This is a genomic window from Burkholderia sp. MSMB1835 (assembly GCF_001526365.1).
Classification (GTDB): domain Bacteria; phylum Pseudomonadota; class Gammaproteobacteria; order Burkholderiales; family Burkholderiaceae; genus Burkholderia.
This window is the reverse complement of sequence record NZ_LOYP01000020.1, coordinates 50,978-73,268: the sequence shown is the minus strand read 5'-3', so window position 1 is coordinate 73,268 and position 22,291 is coordinate 50,978. Positions and strand designations below refer to the sequence as shown.

Here is a 22,291-nt window from a genome sequence, read left to right as displayed (position 1 = left end):
GCGCTACGCCGGCGACAGGGCGCCCCCGCGGCGCCGCTCGCCGGCCGTCGACCTCATCCAGACTGGAGCCTGACATGAAGAATCGTTTCATCGTCGTTGCCGCGGCGCTCGCATGCGTCGGCGCCGCAGCATCCCTGTCCGCGTTCGCGCAGGCGAGCGACGCCGCCGCGCCGGCGCGCGCGCGCCAGGCGCAACTCGGCGATCCGTACGTGCCGCCGGCCGCCCGCCACGCGACCGCCGGCACGCAAACGACCGGCGCCGCGCTGCATGCGCAGGTGGTGCGCAAGCTCGCGCGGCAATTCAGCGCGGCCGATACGCAGAACACGGGTTCGATCACCGAGTCGCAGGCGCGCGCGGCCGGCCTCGGCTATGTCGCGAACCACTTCCGGCAGATCGACGCGGGCGGCAACGGTCGCGTGTCGTTCGCCGACGTGCAGCGCTACATGCAGGCGCGCGACACGAGCCAGCAGTAAGCGCGCGACACGTCGAACAAACGGGGGCGGAGCCTGCGACGCGGCGGGTTTTCCGCCCCCGTGCGCATGGCGCGGCCGCCGCGTCGAGTCCGCGGCCGATTTCGTCGCCATTCTCATTATCTGGACAACGCATTCAAATATTGGAGACGAGTGCGTGCGCTCCTACAATCCGAAGCACATCGACAGCTTCGGACCCACGCATCGCGCGGCGCCCGTCGCACACGGAGACACCTTCCATGAAGTTCGCCGGGCGCTTTACTCGGTGCATCGACCGCCGCCACGCCGCAGCACCGGACGCAGTTCCGGCGCCGCGCGTGCGGCTTCACCGATTCCGTTGAAGAAGCCCCGCCCCATGACCAAGATGCCAGATTCCCTTGCCCTCGACGCCCGGCGCGCGATGCCGGTCAATGCGTCGCTGACCGACAGCATCGGCGCGACCAGCACGCCGCTCGACCTCGCCGCGCAGCAGGCCGGCACGCAGACGCTGCTGCGCGGCCTCGCGATCCTCGAGGCGATCGCCAACGGCGCGCGCGACATGCGCGCGATCGGCGCCGCGCTCGGCACGACGCGCAGCACGACGCACCGGCTCGTCAGCAGCCTCGTGCAGGCGCGCTATCTGCGCCAGGTGCAGGGCGGCTACCTGCTCGGCCCGAAGCTGATCGAGCTCGGCACGATCGCGCTCGAGCAGATGCCGCTCACCGCGGTGGCGCGTCCGCATCTGGAAGCGCTCGCGGAAGCGACGCTCGACACGATTCACCTCGGCGTGCGCGACGGCGACGACGTCTTGTACATCGACAAGATTCCCGGCACGCGCGGCCTCGAAATGCGCTCGCGCGTCGGCCACCGGATGCCGCTCGCGTCGACCGGCATCGGCAAGGCGATGATGCTCGACCTCGATCCGGACCTGTGGCGCTCGCTGTTCGAAGCCGCGCGGCGCGCGCTGGCCGGCGTCAATTTCAAGCCCGACAACCGGCCCGAGACGAGCGCGTTCCTGCAGCGCATGGCCCATTACGCGGCCGGCGGCTATACGTTCGATCTCGAGGAAAACGAGGCGTCGATCCGCTGCGTGGCCGCGCCGATCCGCGATGCGTCGGGCGCGATCGTCGCGGCGGTGTCGGTCGCGAGCACGATTCCGTACATGCCGCACGACCGCATGGACGAACTGATTCCGCTCGTGCAGCGCGAAGCGCGAGCCATTTCCGCGGAACTGGGCTGGAGCCCGCCGCAGGGTACCCGCAGGATCAAACGATGACGACTTCGACCCGGCCCGCTCCGGATGCCAGTTCCGCCTCCCCGTCGCTGATCGCGCTCGACTGGGGCACCACGTCGCTGCGCGCGTATCTGTTCGACGCGCACGGCGTGCCGATCGACACGCGCAGCCGGGCGGCCGGCGTGATGCACGTGCCGGGCGGCGGCGCGCGTGCGTTCGACGCGGTGTTCGAGGAAGCGTGCGGCGACTGGCTCGACCGTGCGCCCGGCCTGCCGGTGCTCGCCGCCGGCATGGTCGGCAGCGCGCAGGGCTGGCGCGAGGCGCCGTACGTCGCGGTGCCGGCCGGCGCGGACGCGCTCGTCGCGGGCCTCATCACGGTGACGACGGCGCGCGGCGCGACGGTCTCGATCGTGCCGGGCGTGATCGCGACGGGCGAATTGCCCGACGTGATGCGCGGCGAAGAAACGCAGATCGTCGGCGCACTCGCGAGCGACCCGACGCTTGGCGCCGATCGTTCAGGGGTCCTGATCGGCTTGCCGGGCACGCATGCGAAATGGGCATGGGTGAAGGACGGGCTGATCGAGCGCTTCCAGACCTTCATGACCGGCGAGCTGTTCGCGGTGCTGCGCGATCACACGATCCTCGGCCGCACGATGCGAACGGGCGCGTCGCCCGACCGCGACGCGTTCGTGCGCGGCGTGTCGGTCGCACGCGGCGCGCAACACACGGGGCTGCTCGCGACGATTTTCAGCACGCGCACGCTGGGGCTGACCGACCGGCTCGCGCCCGATGCGCAGGGCGACTACCTGTCCGGCCTGCTGATCGGCCACGAGCTGAATGCGCTCGATGCGATGCTCGCGGAGCGCGGCATCGCGCTCGCGGACCAGCCGCTGCTGCTGATCGGCGACGACGGCTTGTGCTCGCGCTACGTCGATGCGCTCCAGGTATTCGGCCATGCGCATGCGCGTGTCGCCGCGCATGCGACCGAGCTCGGCCTGTGGCGGATCGCGTCGCGCGCCGGGCTCGTGCGCGCGGACGGCGAACCCGTCTGCGCCGATCACTGAACACCGAACTGCTTGCAGAGGAATCCTCGATGCCGTCCGACCTGACATTGCCCGCGCCGTACACGCCCCACGCCGCATTGATGCGCGCGTTCGACGCGTGTCCGCTGATCGCGATCATGCGCGGCATCACGCCCGCCGAAGCGGCCGATCACGGCCGCGCGCTCTACGACGCCGGCTTCCGGATCGTCGAGGTGCCGCTCAACTCGCCGGACCCGTTCGACAGCATCGCGGCGCTGCGGCGCGCGTTGCCGGACGACGCGATCGTCGGTGCGGGCACCGTACTGCGCGCCGAGTACGTCGACCGCGTGCAGGACGCGGGCGGCGCGCTGATCGTGATGCCGCACAGCGACGCAGCCGTGATCCGCCGCGCACGCGAGCGCGGGCTGGCGAGCGCGCCGGGCGTCGCGACGCCGACCGAAGCGTTCGCGGCGCTGACGAACGGCGCCGACGTGCTGAAGATGTTCCCGGCCGAGCAACTCGGCGTGACGGTCGTGAAGGCATGGCGCGCGGTGATCGACCGCGCGGTGCCGCTGATTCCGGTCGGCGGGATCGCGCCGGACAACATGCGGCCGTTCCTCGACGCCGGCGCGAACGGCTTCGGGCTCGGTTCGGCGCTGTACCGCCCCGGCCAGTCCGCCGACACGACCGCGACGAATGCGCGTGCGTTCCAGGCCGGCTTGCGCGTCGCGCGCGGCGGAGCCGCATGATGGACCGCCTCGCGGGCAAGGTCGCGATGGTGACGGGCGCGGGCCGCGGCATCGGCGCCGCGATCGCGCGCGCGTTCGTGCGCGAAGGCGCAGCCGTCGCGCTCGTCGATCTCGACTTCCCGCAGGCGCAGCACACGGCCGTCGAGATTGCACGCGAATGCGACGGCGCGCGCGTGCTGCCGCTGCAGGCGGACGTCGCGCGGCAACAGGCGGTGCGCGATGCGCTCGCGCAGACCGAAGCGGCGTTCGGCCCGCTCGACGTGCTCGTGAACAACGCGGGCATCAACGTGTTCGCCGATCCGTTGACGATGACCGACGACGATTGGCGGCGCTGCTTCGCGGTCGATCTCGACGGCGTGTGGCATGGCTGCCGCGCGGCGCTGGAGGGCATGGTCGAGCGCGGGCGCGGCAGCATCGTAAACATCGCGTCGACGCATGCATTCAGGATCATCCCGGGCTGCTTTCCGTACCCGGTCGCGAAGCACGGCGTGCTGGGGCTCACGCGGGCGCTCGGCATCGAATACGCGGCGCGCAACGTGCGCGTGAACGCGATCGCGCCGGGCTACGTCGAGACGCAACTGACGCGCGACTGGTGGGACGCGCAGCCCGATCCGGCCGCCGCGCGCGCCGAGACGCTCGCGCTGCAGCCGATGAAGCGGATCGGCCGCCCGGAGGAGGTCGCGATGACGGCCGTGTTCCTGGCGTCCGACGAGGCGCCGTTCATCAATGCCGCGTGCATCACCGTCGATGGCGGGCGCGCGGCGCTGTATCACGACTGACGCAACGATTCGAAAGACCGCACGTGCGACGGCCGCGCGCACGCTGCGTCGAAACCAACAAGCGGCTGCATCCTGTTCGATGAAAACAAGGAGACACTGGAGATGAAACGCAGAACGTTCGTAACGCTGGCCGCCGCGGCCGCGGTGGTGATGGGCAGCCCGGTCGCGCACGCGGCCGACCCGGTCAAGATCGGCTTCCTGGTGAAGCAGCCGGAAGAGCCGTGGTTCCAGGACGAATGGAAATTCGCCGAGATCGCCGCGAAGCAGAAGGGCTTCACGCTCGTGAAGATCGGCGCGCCGTCCGGCGAGAAGGTGATGAGCGCGATCGACAACCTGTCCGCGCAGAAGGCGCAGGGCTTCATCATCTGCACGCCCGACGTGAAGCTCGGGCCGGGCATCGTCGCGAAGGCGAAGTCGCACAACCTGAAGATGATGACGGTCGACGACCGCCTCGTCGACGGCGCGGGCAAGCCGATCGAGGCGGTGCCGCACATGGGGATCTCCGCGTACAACATCGGCAAGCAGGTCGGCGACGGCATCGCGGCCGAGATCAAGAAGCGCGGCTGGGACATGAAGGACGTCGGCGCGATCGACATCACCTACGAGCAGTTGCCGACCGCGCACGACCGCACGAGCGGCGCGACCGACGCGCTGGTCGCCGCCGGCTTCCCGAAGGCGAACGTGATCGCGGCGCCGCAGGCGAAGACCGACACCGAGAACGCGTTCAACGCGGCGAACATCGCGCTCACGAAGAACCCGCAGTTCAAGCACTGGGTCGCGTACGGGCTGAACGACGAGGCCGTGCTCGGCGCGGTGCGCGCGGCCGAAGGGCGCGGCTTCAAGGCGGACAACATGATCGGCATCGGCATCGGCGGTTCCGATTCGGCGTTGAACGAGTTCAAGAAGCCGCAGCCGACGGGCTTCTACGGCACCGTGATCATCAGCCCGAAGCGCCACGGCGAGGAAACCTCGGACCTGATGTACGCGTGGATCACGCAGGGCAAGGCGCCGCCGCCGCTGACGCTGACGACGGGCATGCTCGCGACGCGCGACAACGTGGCGAAGGTGCGCGAGGAGATGGGGCTCGCGTCGAAGTAAGCGGCCCGCCGGCTGCCGCGGCGACGCGGCGGCCGGCGGTCGATCGATCTGGAAGTGGGGAGACGACGTGTCAGCGGCACTGCGTTTTGACAATATCGGCAAGGTATTTCCCGGCGTGCGCGCACTCGACGGCATTTCGTTCGACGTGCATGCGGGCGAGGTGCATGGCCTGATGGGCGAGAACGGCGCGGGCAAGTCGACGCTGTTGAAGATTCTCGGCGGCGAATACCAGCCCGATGCGGGCAGCGTGCTGGTCGACGGTCAGCCCGTGCAGTTCGCGAGTGCGGCCGCGTCGATCGCGGCCGGCATCGCGGTGATTCACCAGGAACTGCAGTACGTGCCCGACCTAACGGTCGCGGAAAACCTGCTGCTCGGCCGCCTGCCGAACGCGTTCGGCTGGGTGAGGAAGCGCGAGGCGAAGCGTTACGTGCGCGAGCGGCTCGCCGAGATGGGCGTCGATCTCGATCCGGATGCGCGGCTCGGGCGGCTGTCGATCGCGCAGCGGCAGATGGTCGAGATCTGCAAGGCGCTGATGCGCAACGCGCGCGTGATCGCGCTCGACGAACCGACGAGCTCGCTGTCGCATCGCGAGACCGAGGTGCTGTTCAAACTGGTCGACGATCTGCGTGCGCAAGGCCGCGCGCTGATCTACATCTCGCACCGGATGGACGAGATCTACCGGCTGTGCGATGCGTGCACGATCTTTCGCGACGGACGCAAGATCGCGTCGCACGAATCGCTGGCCGACGTGCCGCGCGAGCGGCTGGTTGCCGAGATGGTCGGGCGCGAGATTTCGGACATCTACCATTACGCGCCGCGCGCGCTCGGCGACGTGCGGTTTTCCGCCGAAGGGATCGACGGCCCGGCGCTGCGCGAACCCGCGAGCTTCTCGGTGCGCGCGGGCGAGATCGTCGGTTTCTTCGGGCTCGTCGGCGCGGGTCGCAGCGAGCTGATGCGGCTCGTGTACGGCGCGGACCGCCGGCGCGCGGGCGTGCTCACGCTCGACGGCGCGCGCATCGACGTGAAGCGCACCGGCGACGCGATTCGGCACGGCATCGTGCTGTGCCCCGAGGACCGCAAGGAAGAAGGGATCATCGCGATCGCGTCGGTCGCGGAGAACATCAACATCAGCTGCCGTCGCCATTCGCTGCGCGCGGGGCTCTTCATCAACGGCAAGACCGAAAGCGAAACGGCCGACCGCTTCATCCAGCGGCTGAAGATCAAGACGCCGAACCGGCGCCAGAAGATCCGCTTCCTGTCGGGCGGCAACCAGCAGAAGGCGATCCTGTCGCGCTGGCTCGCGGAGCCCGACCTGAAGGTCGTGATCCTCGACGAGCCGACGCGCGGGATCGACGTCGGCGCGAAGCACGAGATCTACGACGTGATCTACCGGCTCGCGGAGCGCGGCTGCGCGATCGTGATGGTGTCGTCGGAACTGCCGGAAGTGCTCGGCGTGTCCGACCGCGTCGTCGTGATGCGCGAAGGCCGCATCGCCGGCGAGCTGCCGCGCGCCCAGGCGAACGAGCACGCGGTGCTGAACCTCGCGCTGCCGCAGACGAGCGCGGTCCAGGCCGCCTGACGCGGCATACGACATTCGAATCGAACACGCGCGGCGCGGGCCGCGCGATGCAGGAGCAGGAGACACACCATGCAAGTCAACGAAAACCTTGCCAGCGCCGCCGCGAAGCCGTCGGCCGACGCGCTGGTGCCACAGCAGAGCGACCGCCAGAAGTGGTGGCAGCATCTGACCGAATACAGCCTGATCGCGATCTTCGCGGTGATGTTCATCACGATGTCGCTGACCGTCGATCACTTCTTCTCGATCGACAACATGCTCGGCCTCGCGCTGTCGATCTCGCAGATCGGCATGGTCGCGTGCACGATGATGTTCTGTCTCGCGTCGCGCGACTTCGACCTGTCGATCGGCTCGACCGTCGCGTTCTCCGGCGTGCTGTGCGCGATGGTGCTGAACGCGACCGACAACACGTTCGTCGCGATCGTCGCGGCGGTCGCCGCCGGCGCGGCGATCGGCTTCGTGAACGGCGCGGTGATCGCGTACCTGCGCATCAACGCGCTGATCACGACGCTCGCGACGATGGAGATCGTGCGCGGGCTCGGCTTCATCGTGTCGAAGGGGCAGGCGGTCGGCGTGTCGTCGGACACGTTCATCGCGCTCGGCGGGATGTCGATGTTCGGCGTGTCGCTGCCGATCTGGGTCACGCTGCTGTGCTTCGTCGGCTTCGGCGTGCTGCTGAACCAGACCGTCTACGGCCGCAACACGCTCGCGATCGGCGGCAATCCGGAAGCGTCGCGGCTCGCGGGGATCAACGTCGAACGCACGCGCGTGTACATCTTCCTGATCCAGGGCGCGGTGACGGCGCTCGCGGGCGTGATTCTCGCGTCGCGCATCACGTCGGGTCAGCCGAACGCCGCGCAGGGTTTCGAGCTGAACGTGATCTCCGCGTGCGTGCTCGGCGGCGTGTCGCTGATGGGCGGTCGCGCGACGATCTCGGGCGTCGTGATCGGCGTGCTGATCATGGGCACCGTCGAGAACGTGATGAACCTGCTGAACATCGACGCGTTCTACCAGTACCTCGTGCGCGGCGCGATCCTGCTCGCGGCCGTGCTGCTCGACCAGCTCAAGAACCGCGGCGTACGCGACTGACCGACCTGTTCCCACGGAGACGATCCGCATGACCATCGACACTTCCGCGCCCGATCCGCACGCCGCGAGCGACGCGCGCTTCGCGCGCTACCCGAGCCTCGAGGATCGCGCGGTGCTGATCACGGGCGGTGCGACCGGCATCGGCGCGTCGTTCGTCGAGCACTTCGCCGAACAGGGCGCGCGCGTCGCGTTCGTCGATCTCGACGCGGCGGCCGGCGCCGCGCTCGCCGAGCGCCTCGCGCATGCGCGACATGCGCCGCTGTTCCTGTCGTGCGACCTGACCGACATCGACGCGCTGCGCCGGGCGATCGACGCGATCCGCGCGCGCATCGGCGCGATCGCGGTGCTCGTGAACAATGCCGCGAACGACACGCGGCATGCGATCGGCGACGTGACGCCCGCGTCGTTCGACGCGGGCATCGCGGTAAACCTGCGTCACCAGTTCTTCGCCGCGCAGGCGGTGATCGACGACATGAAGCGGCAGGGCGGCGGCGCGATCATCAATCTCGGCTCGATCAGCTGGATGCTGAAGAACGGCGGCTATCCCGTCTACGTGATGGCGAAGGCGGCCGTGCAGGGCCTGACGCGCGGCCTTGCGCGCGATCTCGGCCCGTTCGGCATCCGCGTGAATTCGCTGGTGCCCGGCTGGGTGCTGACCGACAAGCAGCGCCGGCTGTGGCTCGACGACGCGGGCCGCGCGGCGATCAAGGCCGGCCAGTGCATCGATGCCGAACTGCTGCCGGCCGATCTCGCGCGGATGGCGCTGTTTCTCGCGGCCGACGACAGCCGGATGATCACCGCGCAGGACGTGATCGTCGACGGCGGCTGGGCCTGACCGTTCGCACGACCCGCATCGTTTCTTCGACGAAGGAAAGGAGCTCACCATGACCGCCACGTCCTCGCGCGCATCGTCGTCCACCAGCCAGTCGCGCCGCGCGCGCCTGGCCGCCGCCGCCCAGCCGGTCAGCCCCGGCCCGCAGACGGCCGCGTTCGCGCAGGGCGTCGGCGCCGCGCATGCGGCGGCCGTCACGCTGTCGAACGCGTCGCTGCGGCTCGACGTGCTGCCGCACCTCGGCGGCGGCATCGCGCGCTTCGACTGGCGCGGCGACAACGGCGTGCTGACGCCGGTGTTCCGCCGGTGCGAGCACCCGGAGACGGCGACCGACCCGAACGAGCTCGCGTGCTATCCGCTGCTGCCGTACTCGAACCGGATCGGCGACGGGCGCTTCGAATGCGACGGGCGCAAGGTCGCGGTGCCGCGCAACCGCCGCGACGAGCCGCTGCCGATCCACGGCGACGGCTGGCTCGCGCCGTGGCAGGTGGACGATGCGACGGACACGTCGCTGCAACTGTCGCTCGACCGTGCCGCCGGCGCGCCGTATGCGTTCCGCGCGATCCAGTCGTTCGAACTCGACGACGCGACGCTGTCGATCGCGCTGACGATCGAGAACGCGGGGCGCGCGCGGCTGCCGTTCGGGCTCGGCGTGCATCCGTTCCTCGTGCGCGATGCGGTGACCGAGCTGGCCGCGGCGGCGGGCGGCCTGTGGCTGTCGGGCGCCGATTTCCTGCCGGTGCGGCACGTCAGCGTGCCGCCGGCCTGGCAGTTCGGCGTCGCGTATCCGCTGCCGGCCACGCTCGTCAATCACGCGTTCACCGGCTGGGGCGGCCACGCGACGGTGAGCTGGCCGCGCCGCCGACTGTCGCTGACCGTCTCGGCCGACGCCGACGCGTACGTGCTCTATACGCCGCCGGGCGAGGATTTCTTCTGCTTCGAGCCGGTCGATCATCCGATCAATGCGGTGAACCTGCCGGGCGGCGCGACCGCGCACGGGATGACGCTGCTCGCGCCCGGCGAGCGGCTCACGCGGCGCTTCGCGTTCACCGTCGAGCGCGCCGATGCGCGCGGCAACGCCGCGGCACGCGAGGGCCGCCCGCGACGCGGGTAAAATACGCGGTCTACCAACGGTTTGCCGCGAGTATCCGCCATGTCTTCCCCGCTTACTTTCATCGAATCGCTGCGCGCCGCGTGGCAGCGCACGAATTCGCTGCTGTGCGTCGGCCTCGATCCCGAGCCGTCGCGTTTTCCCGTGCAGTTCGACGGCCAGCCCGACGCGATCTTCGAGTTCTGCCGGCAGATCGTCGACGCGACCGCACAGTACGCGAGCGCGTTCAAGCCGCAGATCGCCTACTTCGCCGCGCATCGCGCGGAAGACCAGCTCGAGCGCCTGATCGCGCACATCCATCTCCAGCATCCGGGCCTGCCCGTGATCCTCGACGCGAAGCGCGGCGACATCGGCAGCACCGCCGAGCAGTACGCGCGCGAAGCGTTCGAGCGCTATCGCGCGGACGCCGTCACGGTGAACCCGTACATGGGCTACGACTCGGTCGAGCCGTACTTCGAACACGAAGGCAAGGGCGTGATCGTGCTGTGCCGCACGTCGAACCCGGGCGGCTCGGACCTGCAGTTCCTCGACACGAGCGGGGCCGGCCATTCGGGCCGGCCGCTGTACCAGGTCGTCGCCGACCTCGCGGCGAACAAGTGGAATGCGAAGAGCGGCCAGCTCGGCCTCGTGGTCGGCGCGACGTTCCCGAACGAAATCGAGCTCGTGCGCGGGATCGTCGGCGACATGCCGCTGCTGATTCCCGGCATCGGCGCGCAGGGCGGCGACGTGCAGGCGACCGTCAACGCGGGGCGCACGGCCGACGGCACCGGGATGATGATCAACTCGTCGCGCGCGATCCTGTATGCGAGCAAGGGCGAGGATTTCGCCGACGCCGCGGCGCTCGCCGCGCAGAAGACGCGCGACGCGATCAACGCGCATCGCTGATCGCGTCGCGCGACGCCCTATCGCCGCACCGTATCGCACCACAACCGCCCGGCCGGCCCGCCGGGCGGTTGGCGCCGGCCCCGCGCCCGCGGGCCCGCACCGCACCTCCCGTTCCGCCTTCGCGTTCCTCGATCGTCCCTGGCGCACGCCGACAACTTCCCGTCGCTTCCGCACTGCATGTCGCTAATTTATTCGCGCGATGCTGCCGCTTGTCATCGGTTCGTCACGAAAACGTCAAGAAAAGGAGCGACGCCATGCCCAAGCTGTCCCGCCGTCTTCTGAGCGCGTTCGCCGCGTCGCTGTGCATGACGTTCGCCCACGCGGCGGATCTGTCGCACTGGCCGGCCGACAGCGCGAAGGCGCTGAACGCGATGATCGCCGCGCACGCGAACCGCGGCGACTACGCGGTGTTCGACGCCGACAACACGACCTACCGCTACGACCTCGAGGAATCGCTGCTGCCGTATCTCGAGAACCGCGGCGTGCTGACGCGCGATTCGCTCGATCCGTCGCTGAAGCTGATCCCGTTCAAGGATGCCGCCGACTACAAGGAATCGCTGACGAGCTACTACTACCGGCTGTGCGAGATCGACGACCTGGTCTGCTATCCGTGGATCGCGCAGGCGTTCGCCGGGCAGTCGCTCGCCGACCTGAAGCGCCACGTCGACGCGATGCTGGCCGACGGCAAGCCGATCCCGATCCGCTACTGGCACGGCGACAAGGTCGTCGACGGCACGGTGAACCCGCCGCGCTTCTTCCGCGGGATGCAGGAGCTGTACAACGCGCTGCGCGAGAACGGCATCGACGTCTACGTGATGACGGCCGCGCACGAGGAGCTCGCGCGGCTCGTGCTGTCCGATCCGAAGTACGGCTACAACGTGAAGCCGCAGAACGTGATCGGCGTGACGACGCTGCTGCGCGACCCGGCGACCGGCGCGCTGACGACGTCGCGGCTGCAGATCAAGGCCGGCAAGTACGACGAGGCCGCGAACCGCCACCTCGTGATCACGCCGTTCCTGATGAACCCGATGACGTGGTACGAAGGCAAGCTCGGTTCGATCGTCGGCTGGATCGACCAGTGGAAGAAGCCGGTGCTCGTCGCGGGCGACACGCCGACGTCCGACGGCTACATGCTGCTGAACGCGACCGACGTCGCGCGCGGCGGCGTGCGCGTGTGGGTCGACAAGAAGGACAAGCAGATGGCGCAGATCCGCGCGTGGTCCGACGAATCGGCCGCGAAGCAGAAGTCGCTCGGCCTGCCGGTGACGGCGGACAAGAACTGGATCGTCGTGAAGCCCGACGCGATTCAATAAGCGCGCGGCGGCCGCGGCACGCCGCCCGCCCGGTCAGCGTTCGCGCTCGTCGAGCAGCTTCAGCAGCCCGCGCAGTGCATGCGCGGCCGCCTGCGTGCGGATCTGTTCGCGGTCGCCCTTGAACACGAGCGTTTCGACGTCGGTATGCAGCCGGTTGCTCCAGCCGAACGACACGGTGCCGACCGGCTTCTTCTCGCTGCCGCCGGCCGGACCCGCGATGCCGGTGACGGACAGCGCGACCTGCGCGCGGCTGTTGCGCAGCGCGCCTTCGGCCATCGCACGCGCGACGGGCTCGCTGACGGCGCCGTGCTTGTCGATCAGGTCGGCCGGCACGCCGATCATCTCGATCTTGGCCTGGTTCGAGTACGTGACGAAGCCGCGCTCGAACCACTGGCTGCTGCCGGAGATGTCGGTGATCGCGGTGGCGATCATGCCGCCGGTGCAGGATTCGGCGGTGGCGAGCGTGAGGTGCTCGTCACGCAGCTTGTTGCCTGCGCGGATCGCAAGCTGGTGAACGACGGAATCGGTTGGCATGCGCGTCGGGAAACGGGAGTCGGGAAATCGGTCAGCCGGCGACGGAGCGCCACAGGGCGATCACGAGCAGCGTCATGAACGCGGCCACCAGGTCGTCGACCATGATGCCGAGCCCGCCTTGCAGGCGGCGCTCGACGTAGCGGATCGGCGGCGGCTTGAGCATGTCGAAGAAGCGGAACGCGACGAACGCCCACAGCTGGCCGACGAAGGTCGCGGGCGTGACGAACAGCATCACGAGCCAGATCGCGACGATTTCGTCCCAGACGACGGCGCCCGGATCGGCGATCCCGGCCTTCTTCGCGGTGAAACCGGTGACCCACGTGCCCGCCACGAAGCCGACGGCGATCAGCGCCCACCATTCGGGCACCGTCAGGTAGCGATTGAGCACCACGAACGTGAGCCAGCCGAACAGCGAGCCGAACGTGCCGGGCATGATCGGCGCGAGCCCGCTGCCGAAGCCGAGCGACACGAGATGCGCCGGGTGCGACAGCATGAAGCGGGCCGTCATGCGTGTCGGCGCGGGCTGCGCGGCGCCGGGCTCGGCCGCGGCGCGCGTGGGCGTCGGATCAGTCTGCATGGAAGTGGTCGAAGCCGTGCAACGTGAGAGCGAGGGGCGCGCCGGCGGCGTCGCGCCACGCGATGGCGGGTTGCGCCGACGGCGCGGACAACGCGCGTATTGTACCGATTCGCGTGACCGGCACGCCGGCCGCGGCGCCCGCCGCCGCGACCGCCGCGCGGGCCGCGACCGGCGCCGTGAAGCACAGTTCGTAGTCGTCGCCGCCGGCCAGCGTGCAGCGGCGCTGCACGTCGGCCGGCAGCGTCGCGAGCGCGGCCGAGCGCGGCACCGCGTCGGCGTCGATCTCGGCGCGCACGTTCGAGCGCGTCAGGATGTGCTGTAGATCGCCGGCGAGGCCGTCCGACAGGTCGAGCGCCGCGTGCGCGACGCCCGCGAGCGCGCGGCCGAGCGCGATGCGCGGTTCGGGCCGCTCGAGCGCGCGCCGGAACGCGGCGGCTTCATCCGCGCCGGCCGCCCATTCGCCGCGGGCGACGCCGAGGCCCGCGCGCGCATCGCCGAGCGTGCCGGATACCCACACGTCGTCGCCGTCGCGCGCGGCATCGCGCCGCAGCGCCGCGTCGGGCGCGACTTCGCCGAACACGGTCACGCACAGGTTCAGCGGCCCGCTCGTCGTGTCGCCGCCGATCAGCTCGCAGCCGTATCGCTCGGCCAGCGCGAAGAGGCCGTCGCTGAACGCCTCGAGCCACGCCGCGTCGGCCCGCGGCAGCGCGCACGCGAGCGTGAACGCGCGCGGCTCGGCGCCCATCGCCGCGAGGTCCGACAGGTTGACCGCGAGCGTCTTGTGGCCGAGCGCGTCGGGCGCGACATCGGGGAAGAAGTGGCGGCCTTCCACCAGCATGTCCGTCGAAATGGCCAGCAATTTCCCGGATCGGGGCGCAATCAGTGCGCAATCGTCGCCGATGCCGAGGGTCGACGCGCGGGCGCCCCGTGCGGCGCGGCGCGTGAAGAAGCGTTCGATCAGCGAAAACTCGGAAAGGGCGGCTGGCACGGCGGGTGGTCCGAAACGGTTGAAGGAACGGCATTGTACGAGGCGAGCGGCGGCGCTCCTGCACCATCCAGTACATTTTGGTCGCGGCTGTTGCACCCGAATCGCCGGTCTGGCGGCCGATGATTGGCGCTACAATGCCGTCGAACAGTTATTCTAATCCGCACGTCACGAGACACATGTCCACCCAAGCCTCCTCCAAAGCCAAGCTCCGCGAAGCCGCGCTCGACTATCACGAATTTCCGACTCCCGGCAAAATCGCGATCGCTCCGACCAAGCAGATGATCAACCAGCGCGACCTCGCGCTCGCGTATTCGCCGGGCGTGGCGTACGCGTGCGAGGAGATCGTCGAGAACCCGCTGAACGCGGCGCGTTTCACCGCGCGCAGCAACCTGGTCGGCGTCGTGACGAACGGCACGGCGGTGCTCGGTCTCGGCAACATCGGCCCGCTCGCGTCGAAGCCGGTGATGGAAGGCAAGGCGGTGCTGTTCAAGAAGTTCGCGGGCATCGACGTGTTCGACATCGAGCTGAACGAATCGGACCCGCACAAGCTCGTCGACGTGATCGCCGCGCTGGAGCCGACCTTCGGCGGGATCAACCTCGAAGACATCAAGGCGCCGGACTGCTTCATCGTCGAGCGCGAAGCGCGCAAGCGGATGAAGATCCCGGTGTTCCACGACGACCAGCACGGCACCGCGATCGTCGTGGCCGCGGCCGTCACGAACGGCCTGAAGGTCGTCAACAAGGACATCAAGAAGGTCAAGCTCGTCGCGTCCGGCGCGGGCGCGGCCGCGCTCGCGTGTCTCGACCTGCTGGTCGACATCGGCCTGCCGCTCGAGAACATCACGGTGACCGACCTGGCCGGCGTGGTCTACAAGGGCCGTACCGAGCTGATGGATCCGGACAAGGAGCGTTTCGCGCGCGAAACCGACGCCCGCACGCTCGCCGAAGTGATCGACGGCGCGGACATCTTCCTCGGCCTGTCGGCCGCGGGCGTGCTGAAGCAGGAGATGGTGAAGGGCATGGCCGAGCGCCCGCTGATTCTCGCGCTCGCGAACCCGACGCCGGAAATCCTGCCGGAACTCGCGCTCGAAGTGCGCCCCGACGCCGTGCTGGCCACCGGCCGCACCGATTACCCGAACCAGGTCAACAACGTCCTGTGCTTCCCGTTCATCTTCCGCGGCGCGCTCGACGTCGGCGCGACGACGATCACGCGTGAAATGGAGATCGCGGCCGTCAATGCGATCGCCGAGCTCGCGCAGCACGAGCAGAGCGACATCGTCGCGACCGCGTACGGCATCCAGGATCTGTCGTTCGGGCCCGAATACCTGATTCCGAAGCCGTTCGATCCGCGCCTGATCGTGAAGATCGCGCCGGCCGTCGCGCAGGCCGCGATGGACGGCGGCGTCGCGACGCGCCCGATCGAGGACATGGAGGCATATCGCGTCCACCTGCAGCAGTTCGTGTATCACAGCGGCACGACGATGAAGCCGATCTTCCAGATCGCGCGTGCCGCGCCGGAAGAGAAGAAGCGCGTCGTGTTCGCGGAAGGCGAAGAAGAGCGCGTGTTGCGCGCCGTTCAGATCATCGTCGACGAAAAACTCGCGAAGCCGATCCTGATCGGCCGCCCGTCGGTGATCGAGCACCGGATCCAGCGCTACGGCCTGCGCCTTACGCCCGGCGCCGATTTCACGGTCGTCAACACCGAGCACGACGAGCGCTACCGCGACTTCTGGCAGACGTACTACAAGATGATGGCGCGCAAGGGTATCAGCGAGCAGCTCGCGCGCGTCGAAATGCGCCGCCGCACGACGCTGATCGGCTCGATGCTGGTGAAGAAGGGCGAAGCGGACGGGATGATCTGCGGCACGATCAGCACCACGCACCGTCACCTGCACTTCATCGACCAGGTGATCGGCAAGCGCCCGGGCTGCAGCGTATACGCGGCGATGAACGGCCTCGTGCTGCCGGGCCGCCAGATTTTCCTCGTCGATACGCACGTGAACGTCGATCCGACCCCGGAGCAACTCGCCGAGATCACGATCATGGCCGCGGAAGAAGTGCGTCGCTTCGGCATCGAGCCGAAGGTCGCGCTGCTGTCGCACTCGAATTTCGGCACGAGCAATGCCCCTTCGGCGAAGAAGATGCGCGATACGCTCGCGATCCTGCAGGAAACCGCGCCGGAGCTGAAGGTCGACGGCGAGATGCACGGCGACGTCGCGCTCGACGCGGCGCTGCGCAAGGAAATCCTGCCGGAATCGACGCTGGAAGGCGACGCGAACCTGCTGATCCTGCCGAACATCGACGCCGCGAACATCGCGTACAACCTGCTGAAGACGGCCGCCGGCAACAACATCGCGATCGGGCCGATCCTGTTGGGCGCCGCGGAGCCGGTGCACGTGCTGACCGAATCGGCGACCGTTCGCCGCATCGTCAACATGGCGGCGCTGCTGGTCGCCGACGTCAACGCCGCGCGCTGAGCCGAAACGAACACGCGGCGCCGGTCGAACCGGTGCCGCGCGTCGGGCGAAATTGTAAACAAAGGCAAAAAGAGGCGTGCCCGCAATGGGCACGCCGCGGGCAGGGCGCAACTGCGCTTCCCATAAAGCAACAGCAGCATCTCTCCACTCCGGGCAGCGAGTGTGGCAAGGAGGCAGGGTCTTGCCATACGAAAGATGCCGGTCGTATTTTATCTTATGTAAGTTAAATGTAGTGCAAATTCGGTAGGAAATACGGCATGACCGGTGTCGCGCGGCTTTCGATTCCCAAACGGACATTGATTCGCGCGGCCAATAACGCTACGCTAACGCCTTTGTTGGTCGTCAACTACTTGATTTAACAGCGGGAACCCTGGTTCATGGCACGCAAGTGGCTCCGCAACGGCGCGCTCGCGTCCGTCTTCGCGATGTTCGCGATGGGTATCGTCGGCACGCCGACGGGCAGTCTGGTTTCCGCCGCTTACGCACGGGAGGCCGTTCCGGCCGACGTGGCCGCGAGCGGGCTCGATACGATCCCGGCCGCCAGTCTTCCGCGCGAGGCCGTGACCACGCTGGGCCTGATCAGCGCCGGCGGCCCCTATCCGTACGAGAAAGACGGCGTCGTATTCGGCAATCGCGAGCGGATCCTGCCGAAGGCGAAGCGCGGCTACTACCATGAGTACACGGTGCCGACGCCGCGTGCGCGCAATCGCGGCGCGCGCCGGATCGTCTGTGGCGGGCCGTTGCGCCGGATCGACAACTGTTATTACACGGGCGACCACTACAACAGTTTTAAACGTATTGTTGAATGACTTCGGGACGAATGGCATGAGCGACTCCATCTACGCGCACGATACGGCGGCGGCGGAACTGTTCGCGGCCGGCGACGGCAATCTGTTTCAGCGAGTGATTCAGTTGCACGCGGCGGCGCAGGCCGGCGGCACGCCGGAGCAACAGGAAGCCGAGCCCGGGCTTTCATCGAACGAGGAGCCTATGAGCCTTTTCACGACCGTGCGACCCAATCTCGTGCAGTCGATCCGCGCGTTCCGCGTGCAGGATCTCGCCGACGAAGCCGGTCGGCTCGGCCAGCATTTCCTGTATGCGTATTGCGGCGCCGCGCAGTCGAAGCAGGAAGTGATGGAAACGATCGCGACGTCGTTCCTGTTCCCGAAGCATTTCGGGAAGAACTACGACGCGCTGTACGACTGCCTGACCGACCTCGTCGCGAAGGCCGGCGCGCAGCCCGGTTTCGTGATCGTCCTCGAAGGGCTGCCGATCGCGCAGAAATTCGACAAGGAAGGGCGCGAGACGCTGCTCGACGTGTTCCGCGAGGCCGCCGAGTTCTGGGCCGAGCGCAAGGTCGCGTTCCGGGTGTTCTACTCGTTCGCGTAAGCGCCTCGCCCGGCGGCCGATTCGCCGAACTGCCGGTCAAAAGCCCGCTTCGAGCGGGCTTTTTTGCGTCCGCACGTGTCGCGCGCGGCACGCGCCCCGACACAAGCCTTTCATCGCGCACTTTTTTCCGCGACAATCGGTCGGCCCGGCTGCGGACGACGCGCCGGGCGCACAACACCAATCATTCGAGAGAGGGCCGATCTTCCCCATGACCGCTACCCGATTTGCGACGCGCGCGCGTGCGCGCCGTCCGCTCGTATGCGCGCTGACCCTGTGCGCGCTGTCGTTCGGCATTCCGCCGGCCGCGCAGGCCGCGGTGCTGACCCCCGAGCAAACCGCCGACCTGTATCTCGGCGCATTCGTCAATGGCGACGCGTCGAAGGCCGAGCAGTTCAACGAGGCAACGCGCACGCACTTCGACGGCAAGGGTGTGCTCGACGTGGCGGCAGTTGCGAAGCTCGCCGACAGGGTGAGCGAGGCTATCGTCGCCTCCATCCTGGACAAGGTGCCGGCGCCTGTGCGCGCAACGGTGAGCGGGCCGACCACCGCGGCGATCGCGTCATTTCAGCATGCACTCGCGCGTTCCGAATGCAAGGCTACCGGCTCGACCCGGAAACCGGACGCATCCGTGGAGGGCGAATCGATCGCGACGGTCGAATTCGCGTGCCGCGTCGCCGAGGTGGAGCCTGGCTTGCGGGCGCTGCGGGAGAAGGTCGACGAGCCGCGCTCGGAGGACGACAACGCGCGCGCGGCCTACCTCGCGACGTTCCTGAACGGCATGGTACCCGTGTTCGACCACGCGCAGACGAGCCGGCCGATGACGGGCCGGATCGATCTGCATGGCGCGGACGGCAAGGGCTGGATCATGGATTCCCCCGCTCAGGTGCTGCGGCCGGTCGTCAACGCGCTGATGAGCCAGATGCGGGATGCGAACGGCGACGCCGGCGAGTAATCGGCAGCATTCGGGCCGTCGTGCACGTTGCCGGCGCGCCGGACACTCGAACGGGGACATCGACGATGAACGCTTTCACGCGAGGGCTGCTGGTTGCCGCAGCCGTGGTTTCGATGGGGGGCGCGGCGGCCGCGAATGCCGTCGCGGCCGAACCGGCGTCGACGCCGGCTGCGCCGACTGTGTATCCGGCGGTAGAGCGGTTGCTTGCCGATTTGCGCACGCGCTCGACGCCCGGCCAGTATGCGGCGGTGGCCGGCGCGATTCACGCGTCGGCGGCGTTGGCCGGCCAGCTGAACGAACTGGTCGATGCGGGGCTGCTGACACGCATCGCGGTCGACAGCGGCGAACCCGCGCTCGGCAGGACGTCCGGCGCGTTGCGCAACGGGAGCGTCTGGATCCTGACGCCGGCCTTCGTCGACAGTCAGGCGCCGCGACGCCTGTCCCACGTCGTGCATGACGGCGACATCCTGCCGGACAACATGGTCTTCGCGCTCGGCTACATGGCGTGGCGCGCGAAGCACGATACGGATCTCGGCCGCGAAGCCGCCGCGTTGCGCGCATCGGGCGACAGCCCGGACGAGAAGAAGCGGCGCTGGATCGAGCTGAACACACGGATCGACGCCGGCGGCTTCATCCAGGGCTGGAACGACACGGTCGATGCCGCCACGGTGCAGCACGGCGGCCAGCCGGTCGGTATCGCACAGGTCGTGCCGATGCTGATGAACCTGCGCTATCGCGGCCCATTCATCAAGGCGATCCAGGCGACGCCGCCGTTGCGGGTCACCGCGACGACCTTCTCGTTCGATACGGCCAGCATCGACGCGCTTGCGCTGGCGCTCAAGGGTTCCGGCGTCATCGACATCGAGCCGTTCAACGCGGCGCGCTGACGCGCTTTACCACCCACCCCAGCGCGCCGCCAGCGCCGCGAGCACGGCCGCGCCGGCCGTCTCGGTGCGCAGCACGCGCGGCCCGAGCGACAGCGCGGTGAACCCGTGTGCGCGCGCTGCGTTTTCCTCGTCGGGCGACAGCCCGCCTTCAGGCCCGATCAGCAGCGTGACCGATGCTGCGGGCGGCGCATCCGGCAACGACGAAAACGGAATGCTCGCGCGCGGCGACAGCAGCAGCCGCAGTTCGCCGTCGGCCGGCGTGGCAGGCAGCGTATCGAGCCACGCGCCGAAGCCGCGTACTGCCGCGACGTCCGGCACATGGTTGCGCCCGCACTGTTCGCACGACGCGCGTACGACGCCGCGCCAGTGCGCGACGCGCTTGTCCGCCCGTTCGCCGGACAGCTTCACGACGCCGCGCGCGGTCGACAGCGGCACGACCGCCGCGACGCCGAGCTCGACGGCCTTCTCGATCACCCAGTCCATCTTGTCGCCGCCGGCGATGCCTTGCGCGAGCGTCACGCGATAGGGCGGCTCGGCTTCGACCGGTTCGAACGCCTCGATCTGCGCGAGCGCGTTGCGCTTGTCGATCTCGACGAGCCGTGCGCGGTACTGGCCGCCCGTGCCGTCGAACAGCGCGAGCGCGTCGCCGGGCTGCAGCCGCAGCACCTGCGCGTGGCGCGCGACCTCGGCCGGCAGCGCGAGCGTGGTGTCGGCGCGCAATGCCGCGTCGACGAAAAAGCGCGGCACGGCCGCGGTGGTGGTGGCTTCGTTCATGCGTGTGGCGGTGTCGGTCATGCGGCGAGGCGGCACCCGAGCGCCCAGCGGTAGCCGTCGAGATCCTCGATCTGCGCGAACCGGTCGCCCCAGAACTGATCCTGCGGCGCGCTCAGCGATTTCGCGCCCGCGTCGAGCGCGCGCTGCCAGGTGGCGTCGACGTCGTCGACATACAGATAGAACGATTGCGGCGCGACGGCGTTTGCGCGCTTCGGCGTCAGGGCCTTCGAGCCGAACGCGCCCTCGGGCGCGAACATCACGATCAGCTGGCCGCGATAGGTCATCTCGACGTGCATGATCGCGCCGTCCTCGTCGTGCACGTCGCGCAACTCGAAGCCGAATGCGGCCTTGAAGAAATCGATGGCCGCGCGCACGTTGCGCACGGTCAGGTACGGCGTCAACCAAGGCACGTCGGCCGGACGTGGATCGGTCATGAAAATCTCCTGTTTTCGCGGTCGAACGGTGCGTTGCGGCGCGGTCGGTCGAGTGGCGTTCGCTGCATCCGGGTCGTTCCGGCTCCGCGTTTCGCACGCGAACCGTGCGAAGCCTCGAAGGAGAGCGGAGCGATACGGCCGTCCGGATGCTCAGCGGCGAACGCCCAGTGTATCGCGCAGCGCGCGCGGCAGGGCAAAGAGGGCCGCATGAAGTCGCGCATCGTAGTAGCGCAATCCCTGCACGCGGCGTGCGGTGAGCCGTTCGTCGACGTCGTGCGCGAACAGCGCGGCCGCATCGAGCGTGTCGCTCGCGATCGCCATCAGCCACTGCGAGCCGTACAGCGGCACGTGCGCGGACAACGGATCGACGAACGCGAAACTCGCGCGCAGGTCGTCGAGCAGCGCGGCGATCCGCGTCGCATGGAACACCGGCGAGCCGAGATGCATCGAGATCGCGCCGCGCGGCGTGAGGATTCGCTTGAGGCGGGCGTAGAACGCCCGCGTGTAGAGGCCGGCCGCCGGCGAATCGGGCGGCGTGAGGTCGAACACCACGAGATCGAAATGCTCGACGGTCGACGCGACGAAATGCGCGGCATCGCCGATCACCACTTCCACACGCGGGTCGTCGAGCGCGCCCTGGTGCACGTCGTCGAGATAGCGGCGCGCCATGCCGACCACCTCGTCGTCGAGTTCGGCGATCACGATCCGTTCGATGCATGCGTGCTTGAGCAACTGCCGCGCGGCGCCGCCGTCGCCGCCGCCGAGCACGAGCGCCTTGCGCGGCGACGGATGCGCGAGCGCGGCCGGGTGCGTCATGCATTCGTGATAGACGTACTCGTCGCCGACCGACGTCATCGGCCGGCCGTCGAGCGTGAACAGGCGGCCGAGCTGCGGGGTGTCCCAGACTTCGATCTGCTGGTGCGGGGACGCGACGTGCGCGAGCCGCCGCGCATTCGGGAAGCCGTAGGTGGCGTCGGGCGTCGGGTGAAAGAGAAGGGTGGTACTCACGGGCAGGCCGCTGGGGCAGGCAGTTCCGACGCCTGAATTATAGGCGGCGGCCGGTTTGGCGGAAAACCGTGCCGGAACACGACGCGCCGACAAGGGAAATGCCGCCCCATCTGTTAAAATGACGAGCTTTGCAG

23 protein-coding genes are annotated in these 22,291 nt (G+C 68.8%); 17 read left to right on the top strand and 6 right to left on the bottom strand.

All coding sequences use genetic code 11. The annotated features are described in order from the left end of the window. The first annotated feature begins 74 nt into the window (after positions 1-74). The 12 genes from WS96_RS10155 (at position 75) to WS96_RS10100 (ending at position 12,137) form a co-directional block, all read left to right on the top strand. A complete protein-coding gene (locus WS96_RS10155; protein ID WP_059832321.1) occupies positions 75-473 on the top strand; it encodes an EF-hand domain-containing protein in 399 nt (132 codons plus the stop codon). A gap of 352 nt (positions 474-825) precedes the next feature. After that, positions 826-1,725: an IclR family transcriptional regulator gene (locus WS96_RS10150; RefSeq protein WP_034206368.1), complete on the top strand. Its 900-nt coding sequence runs from the start codon at positions 826-828 to the stop codon at positions 1,723-1,725. After that, the gene (locus WS96_RS10145) at positions 1,722-2,747 is read left to right on the top strand and encodes a 2-dehydro-3-deoxygalactonokinase (protein WP_059832319.1); all 1,026 of its coding nucleotides are present in this window, start codon (positions 1,722-1,724) and stop codon (positions 2,745-2,747) included. The genes WS96_RS10150 and WS96_RS10145 overlap by 4 nt, the downstream gene beginning before the upstream one ends. Before the next feature lie 29 nt (positions 2,748-2,776). Beyond that, on the top strand, positions 2,777-3,454 hold the full coding sequence (locus WS96_RS10140) for a 2-dehydro-3-deoxy-6-phosphogalactonate aldolase (RefSeq protein WP_059832318.1): 678 nt from the start codon (positions 2,777-2,779) through the stop codon (positions 3,452-3,454). Next, positions 3,454-4,233 carry an SDR family oxidoreductase gene (locus WS96_RS10135; protein ID WP_059832385.1) on the top strand — a complete coding sequence of 260 codons (780 nt, stop codon included), beginning with the start codon at positions 3,454-3,456 and terminating at the stop codon, positions 4,231-4,233. The genes WS96_RS10140 and WS96_RS10135 overlap by 1 nt, the downstream gene beginning before the upstream one ends. A gap of 102 nt (positions 4,234-4,335) precedes the next feature. Beyond that, positions 4,336-5,331 carry an arabinose ABC transporter substrate-binding protein gene (locus tag WS96_RS10130; protein ID WP_034206372.1) on the top strand — a complete coding sequence of 332 codons (996 nt, stop codon included), beginning with the start codon at positions 4,336-4,338 and terminating at the stop codon, positions 5,329-5,331. Positions 5,332-5,398: 67 nt separating this feature from the next. Next, positions 5,399-6,910: an L-arabinose ABC transporter ATP-binding protein AraG gene (gene araG, locus WS96_RS10125; protein WP_059832316.1), complete on the top strand. Its 1,512-nt coding sequence runs from the start codon at positions 5,399-5,401 to the stop codon at positions 6,908-6,910. A 69-nt stretch (positions 6,911-6,979) separates the two neighbouring features. Further along, complete coding sequence (gene araH / locus WS96_RS10120) at positions 6,980-7,996, top strand: L-arabinose ABC transporter permease AraH (protein ID WP_034206374.1); 1,017 nt, start codon at positions 6,980-6,982, stop codon at positions 7,994-7,996. Between the two features lie 28 nt (positions 7,997-8,024). Beyond that, a complete protein-coding gene (locus tag WS96_RS10115; RefSeq protein WP_059832314.1) occupies positions 8,025-8,831 on the top strand; it encodes an SDR family NAD(P)-dependent oxidoreductase in 807 nt (268 codons plus the stop codon). Between the two features lie 49 nt (positions 8,832-8,880). Further along, entirely contained in the window at positions 8,881-9,942 is a 1,062-nt protein-coding gene (locus WS96_RS10110) for an aldose 1-epimerase (protein WP_059832312.1), read from the top strand. A 39-nt stretch (positions 9,943-9,981) separates the two neighbouring features. Next, complete coding sequence (gene pyrF, locus WS96_RS10105; protein WP_059832310.1) at positions 9,982-10,824, top strand: orotidine-5'-phosphate decarboxylase; 843 nt, start codon at positions 9,982-9,984, stop codon at positions 10,822-10,824. Between the two features lie 254 nt (positions 10,825-11,078). Next, positions 11,079-12,137 (top strand): hypothetical protein, encoded by a 1,059-nt coding sequence (locus WS96_RS10100; RefSeq protein ID WP_059832309.1) that lies wholly within the window; start codon positions 11,079-11,081, stop codon positions 12,135-12,137. A 33-nt stretch (positions 12,138-12,170) separates the two neighbouring features. Here the strand turns inward: WS96_RS10100 and WS96_RS10095 are convergent, their stop codons facing one another. From WS96_RS10095 to thiL, 3 genes are read right to left on the bottom strand one after another with little or no spacing between them, the layout of a single operon-like run. Beyond that, positions 12,171-12,671: a CinA family protein gene (locus WS96_RS10095; RefSeq protein WP_034206379.1), complete on the bottom strand. Its 501-nt coding sequence runs from the start codon at positions 12,669-12,671 to the stop codon at positions 12,171-12,173. A 31-nt stretch (positions 12,672-12,702) separates the two neighbouring features. Next, the gene (locus WS96_RS10090; protein WP_059832307.1) at positions 12,703-13,248 is read right to left on the bottom strand and encodes a phosphatidylglycerophosphatase A family protein; all 546 of its coding nucleotides are present in this window, start codon (positions 13,246-13,248) and stop codon (positions 12,703-12,705) included. After that, entirely contained in the window at positions 13,238-14,236 is a 999-nt protein-coding gene (gene thiL / locus WS96_RS10085) for a thiamine-phosphate kinase (protein WP_059832305.1), read from the bottom strand. Before thiL ends, WS96_RS10090 begins: the two co-directional genes overlap by 11 nt. Before the next feature lie 134 nt (positions 14,237-14,370). Between thiL and WS96_RS10080 the strand changes: the two genes are divergently transcribed. The 5 genes from WS96_RS10080 (at position 14,371) to WS96_RS10060 (ending at position 19,941) form a co-directional block, all read left to right on the top strand. Beyond that, positions 14,371-16,713 (top strand): NADP-dependent malic enzyme, encoded by a 2,343-nt coding sequence (locus WS96_RS10080; protein WP_306454032.1) that lies wholly within the window; start codon positions 14,371-14,373, stop codon positions 16,711-16,713. A gap of 377 nt (positions 16,714-17,090) precedes the next feature. Beyond that, the gene (locus WS96_RS10075; protein ID WP_034206383.1) at positions 17,091-17,522 is read left to right on the top strand and encodes a ribonuclease domain-containing protein; all 432 of its coding nucleotides are present in this window, start codon (positions 17,091-17,093) and stop codon (positions 17,520-17,522) included. 16 nt (positions 17,523-17,538) lie between these two features. Beyond that, a complete protein-coding gene (locus WS96_RS10070; RefSeq protein WP_006476945.1) occupies positions 17,539-18,102 on the top strand; it encodes a barstar family protein in 564 nt (187 codons plus the stop codon). 208 nt (positions 18,103-18,310) lie between these two features. Further along, positions 18,311-19,054 (top strand): hypothetical protein, encoded by a 744-nt coding sequence (locus WS96_RS10065; RefSeq protein ID WP_059832301.1) that lies wholly within the window; start codon positions 18,311-18,313, stop codon positions 19,052-19,054. A gap of 65 nt (positions 19,055-19,119) precedes the next feature. After that, positions 19,120-19,941, top strand: coding sequence for a hypothetical protein (locus WS96_RS10060; RefSeq protein WP_059832299.1), 822 nt, complete (start codon positions 19,120-19,122; stop codon positions 19,939-19,941). Positions 19,942-19,947: 6 nt separating this feature from the next. Here the strand turns inward: WS96_RS10060 and WS96_RS10055 are convergent, their stop codons facing one another. The 3 genes from WS96_RS10055 to speE form a co-directional block, all read right to left on the bottom strand. Next, a complete protein-coding gene (locus WS96_RS10055; RefSeq protein ID WP_059832383.1) occupies positions 19,948-20,715 on the bottom strand; it encodes a 16S rRNA (uracil(1498)-N(3))-methyltransferase in 768 nt (255 codons plus the stop codon). 17 nt (positions 20,716-20,732) lie between these two features. Continuing rightward, positions 20,733-21,149 carry a VOC family protein gene (locus WS96_RS10050; RefSeq protein ID WP_059832297.1) on the bottom strand — a complete coding sequence of 139 codons (417 nt, stop codon included), beginning with the start codon at positions 21,147-21,149 and terminating at the stop codon, positions 20,733-20,735. 150 nt (positions 21,150-21,299) lie between these two features. Then, positions 21,300-22,157 (bottom strand): polyamine aminopropyltransferase, encoded by an 858-nt coding sequence (speE, locus tag WS96_RS10045; protein ID WP_059832295.1) that lies wholly within the window; start codon positions 22,155-22,157, stop codon positions 21,300-21,302. Between the last annotated feature and the right edge of the window lie 134 nt (positions 22,158-22,291).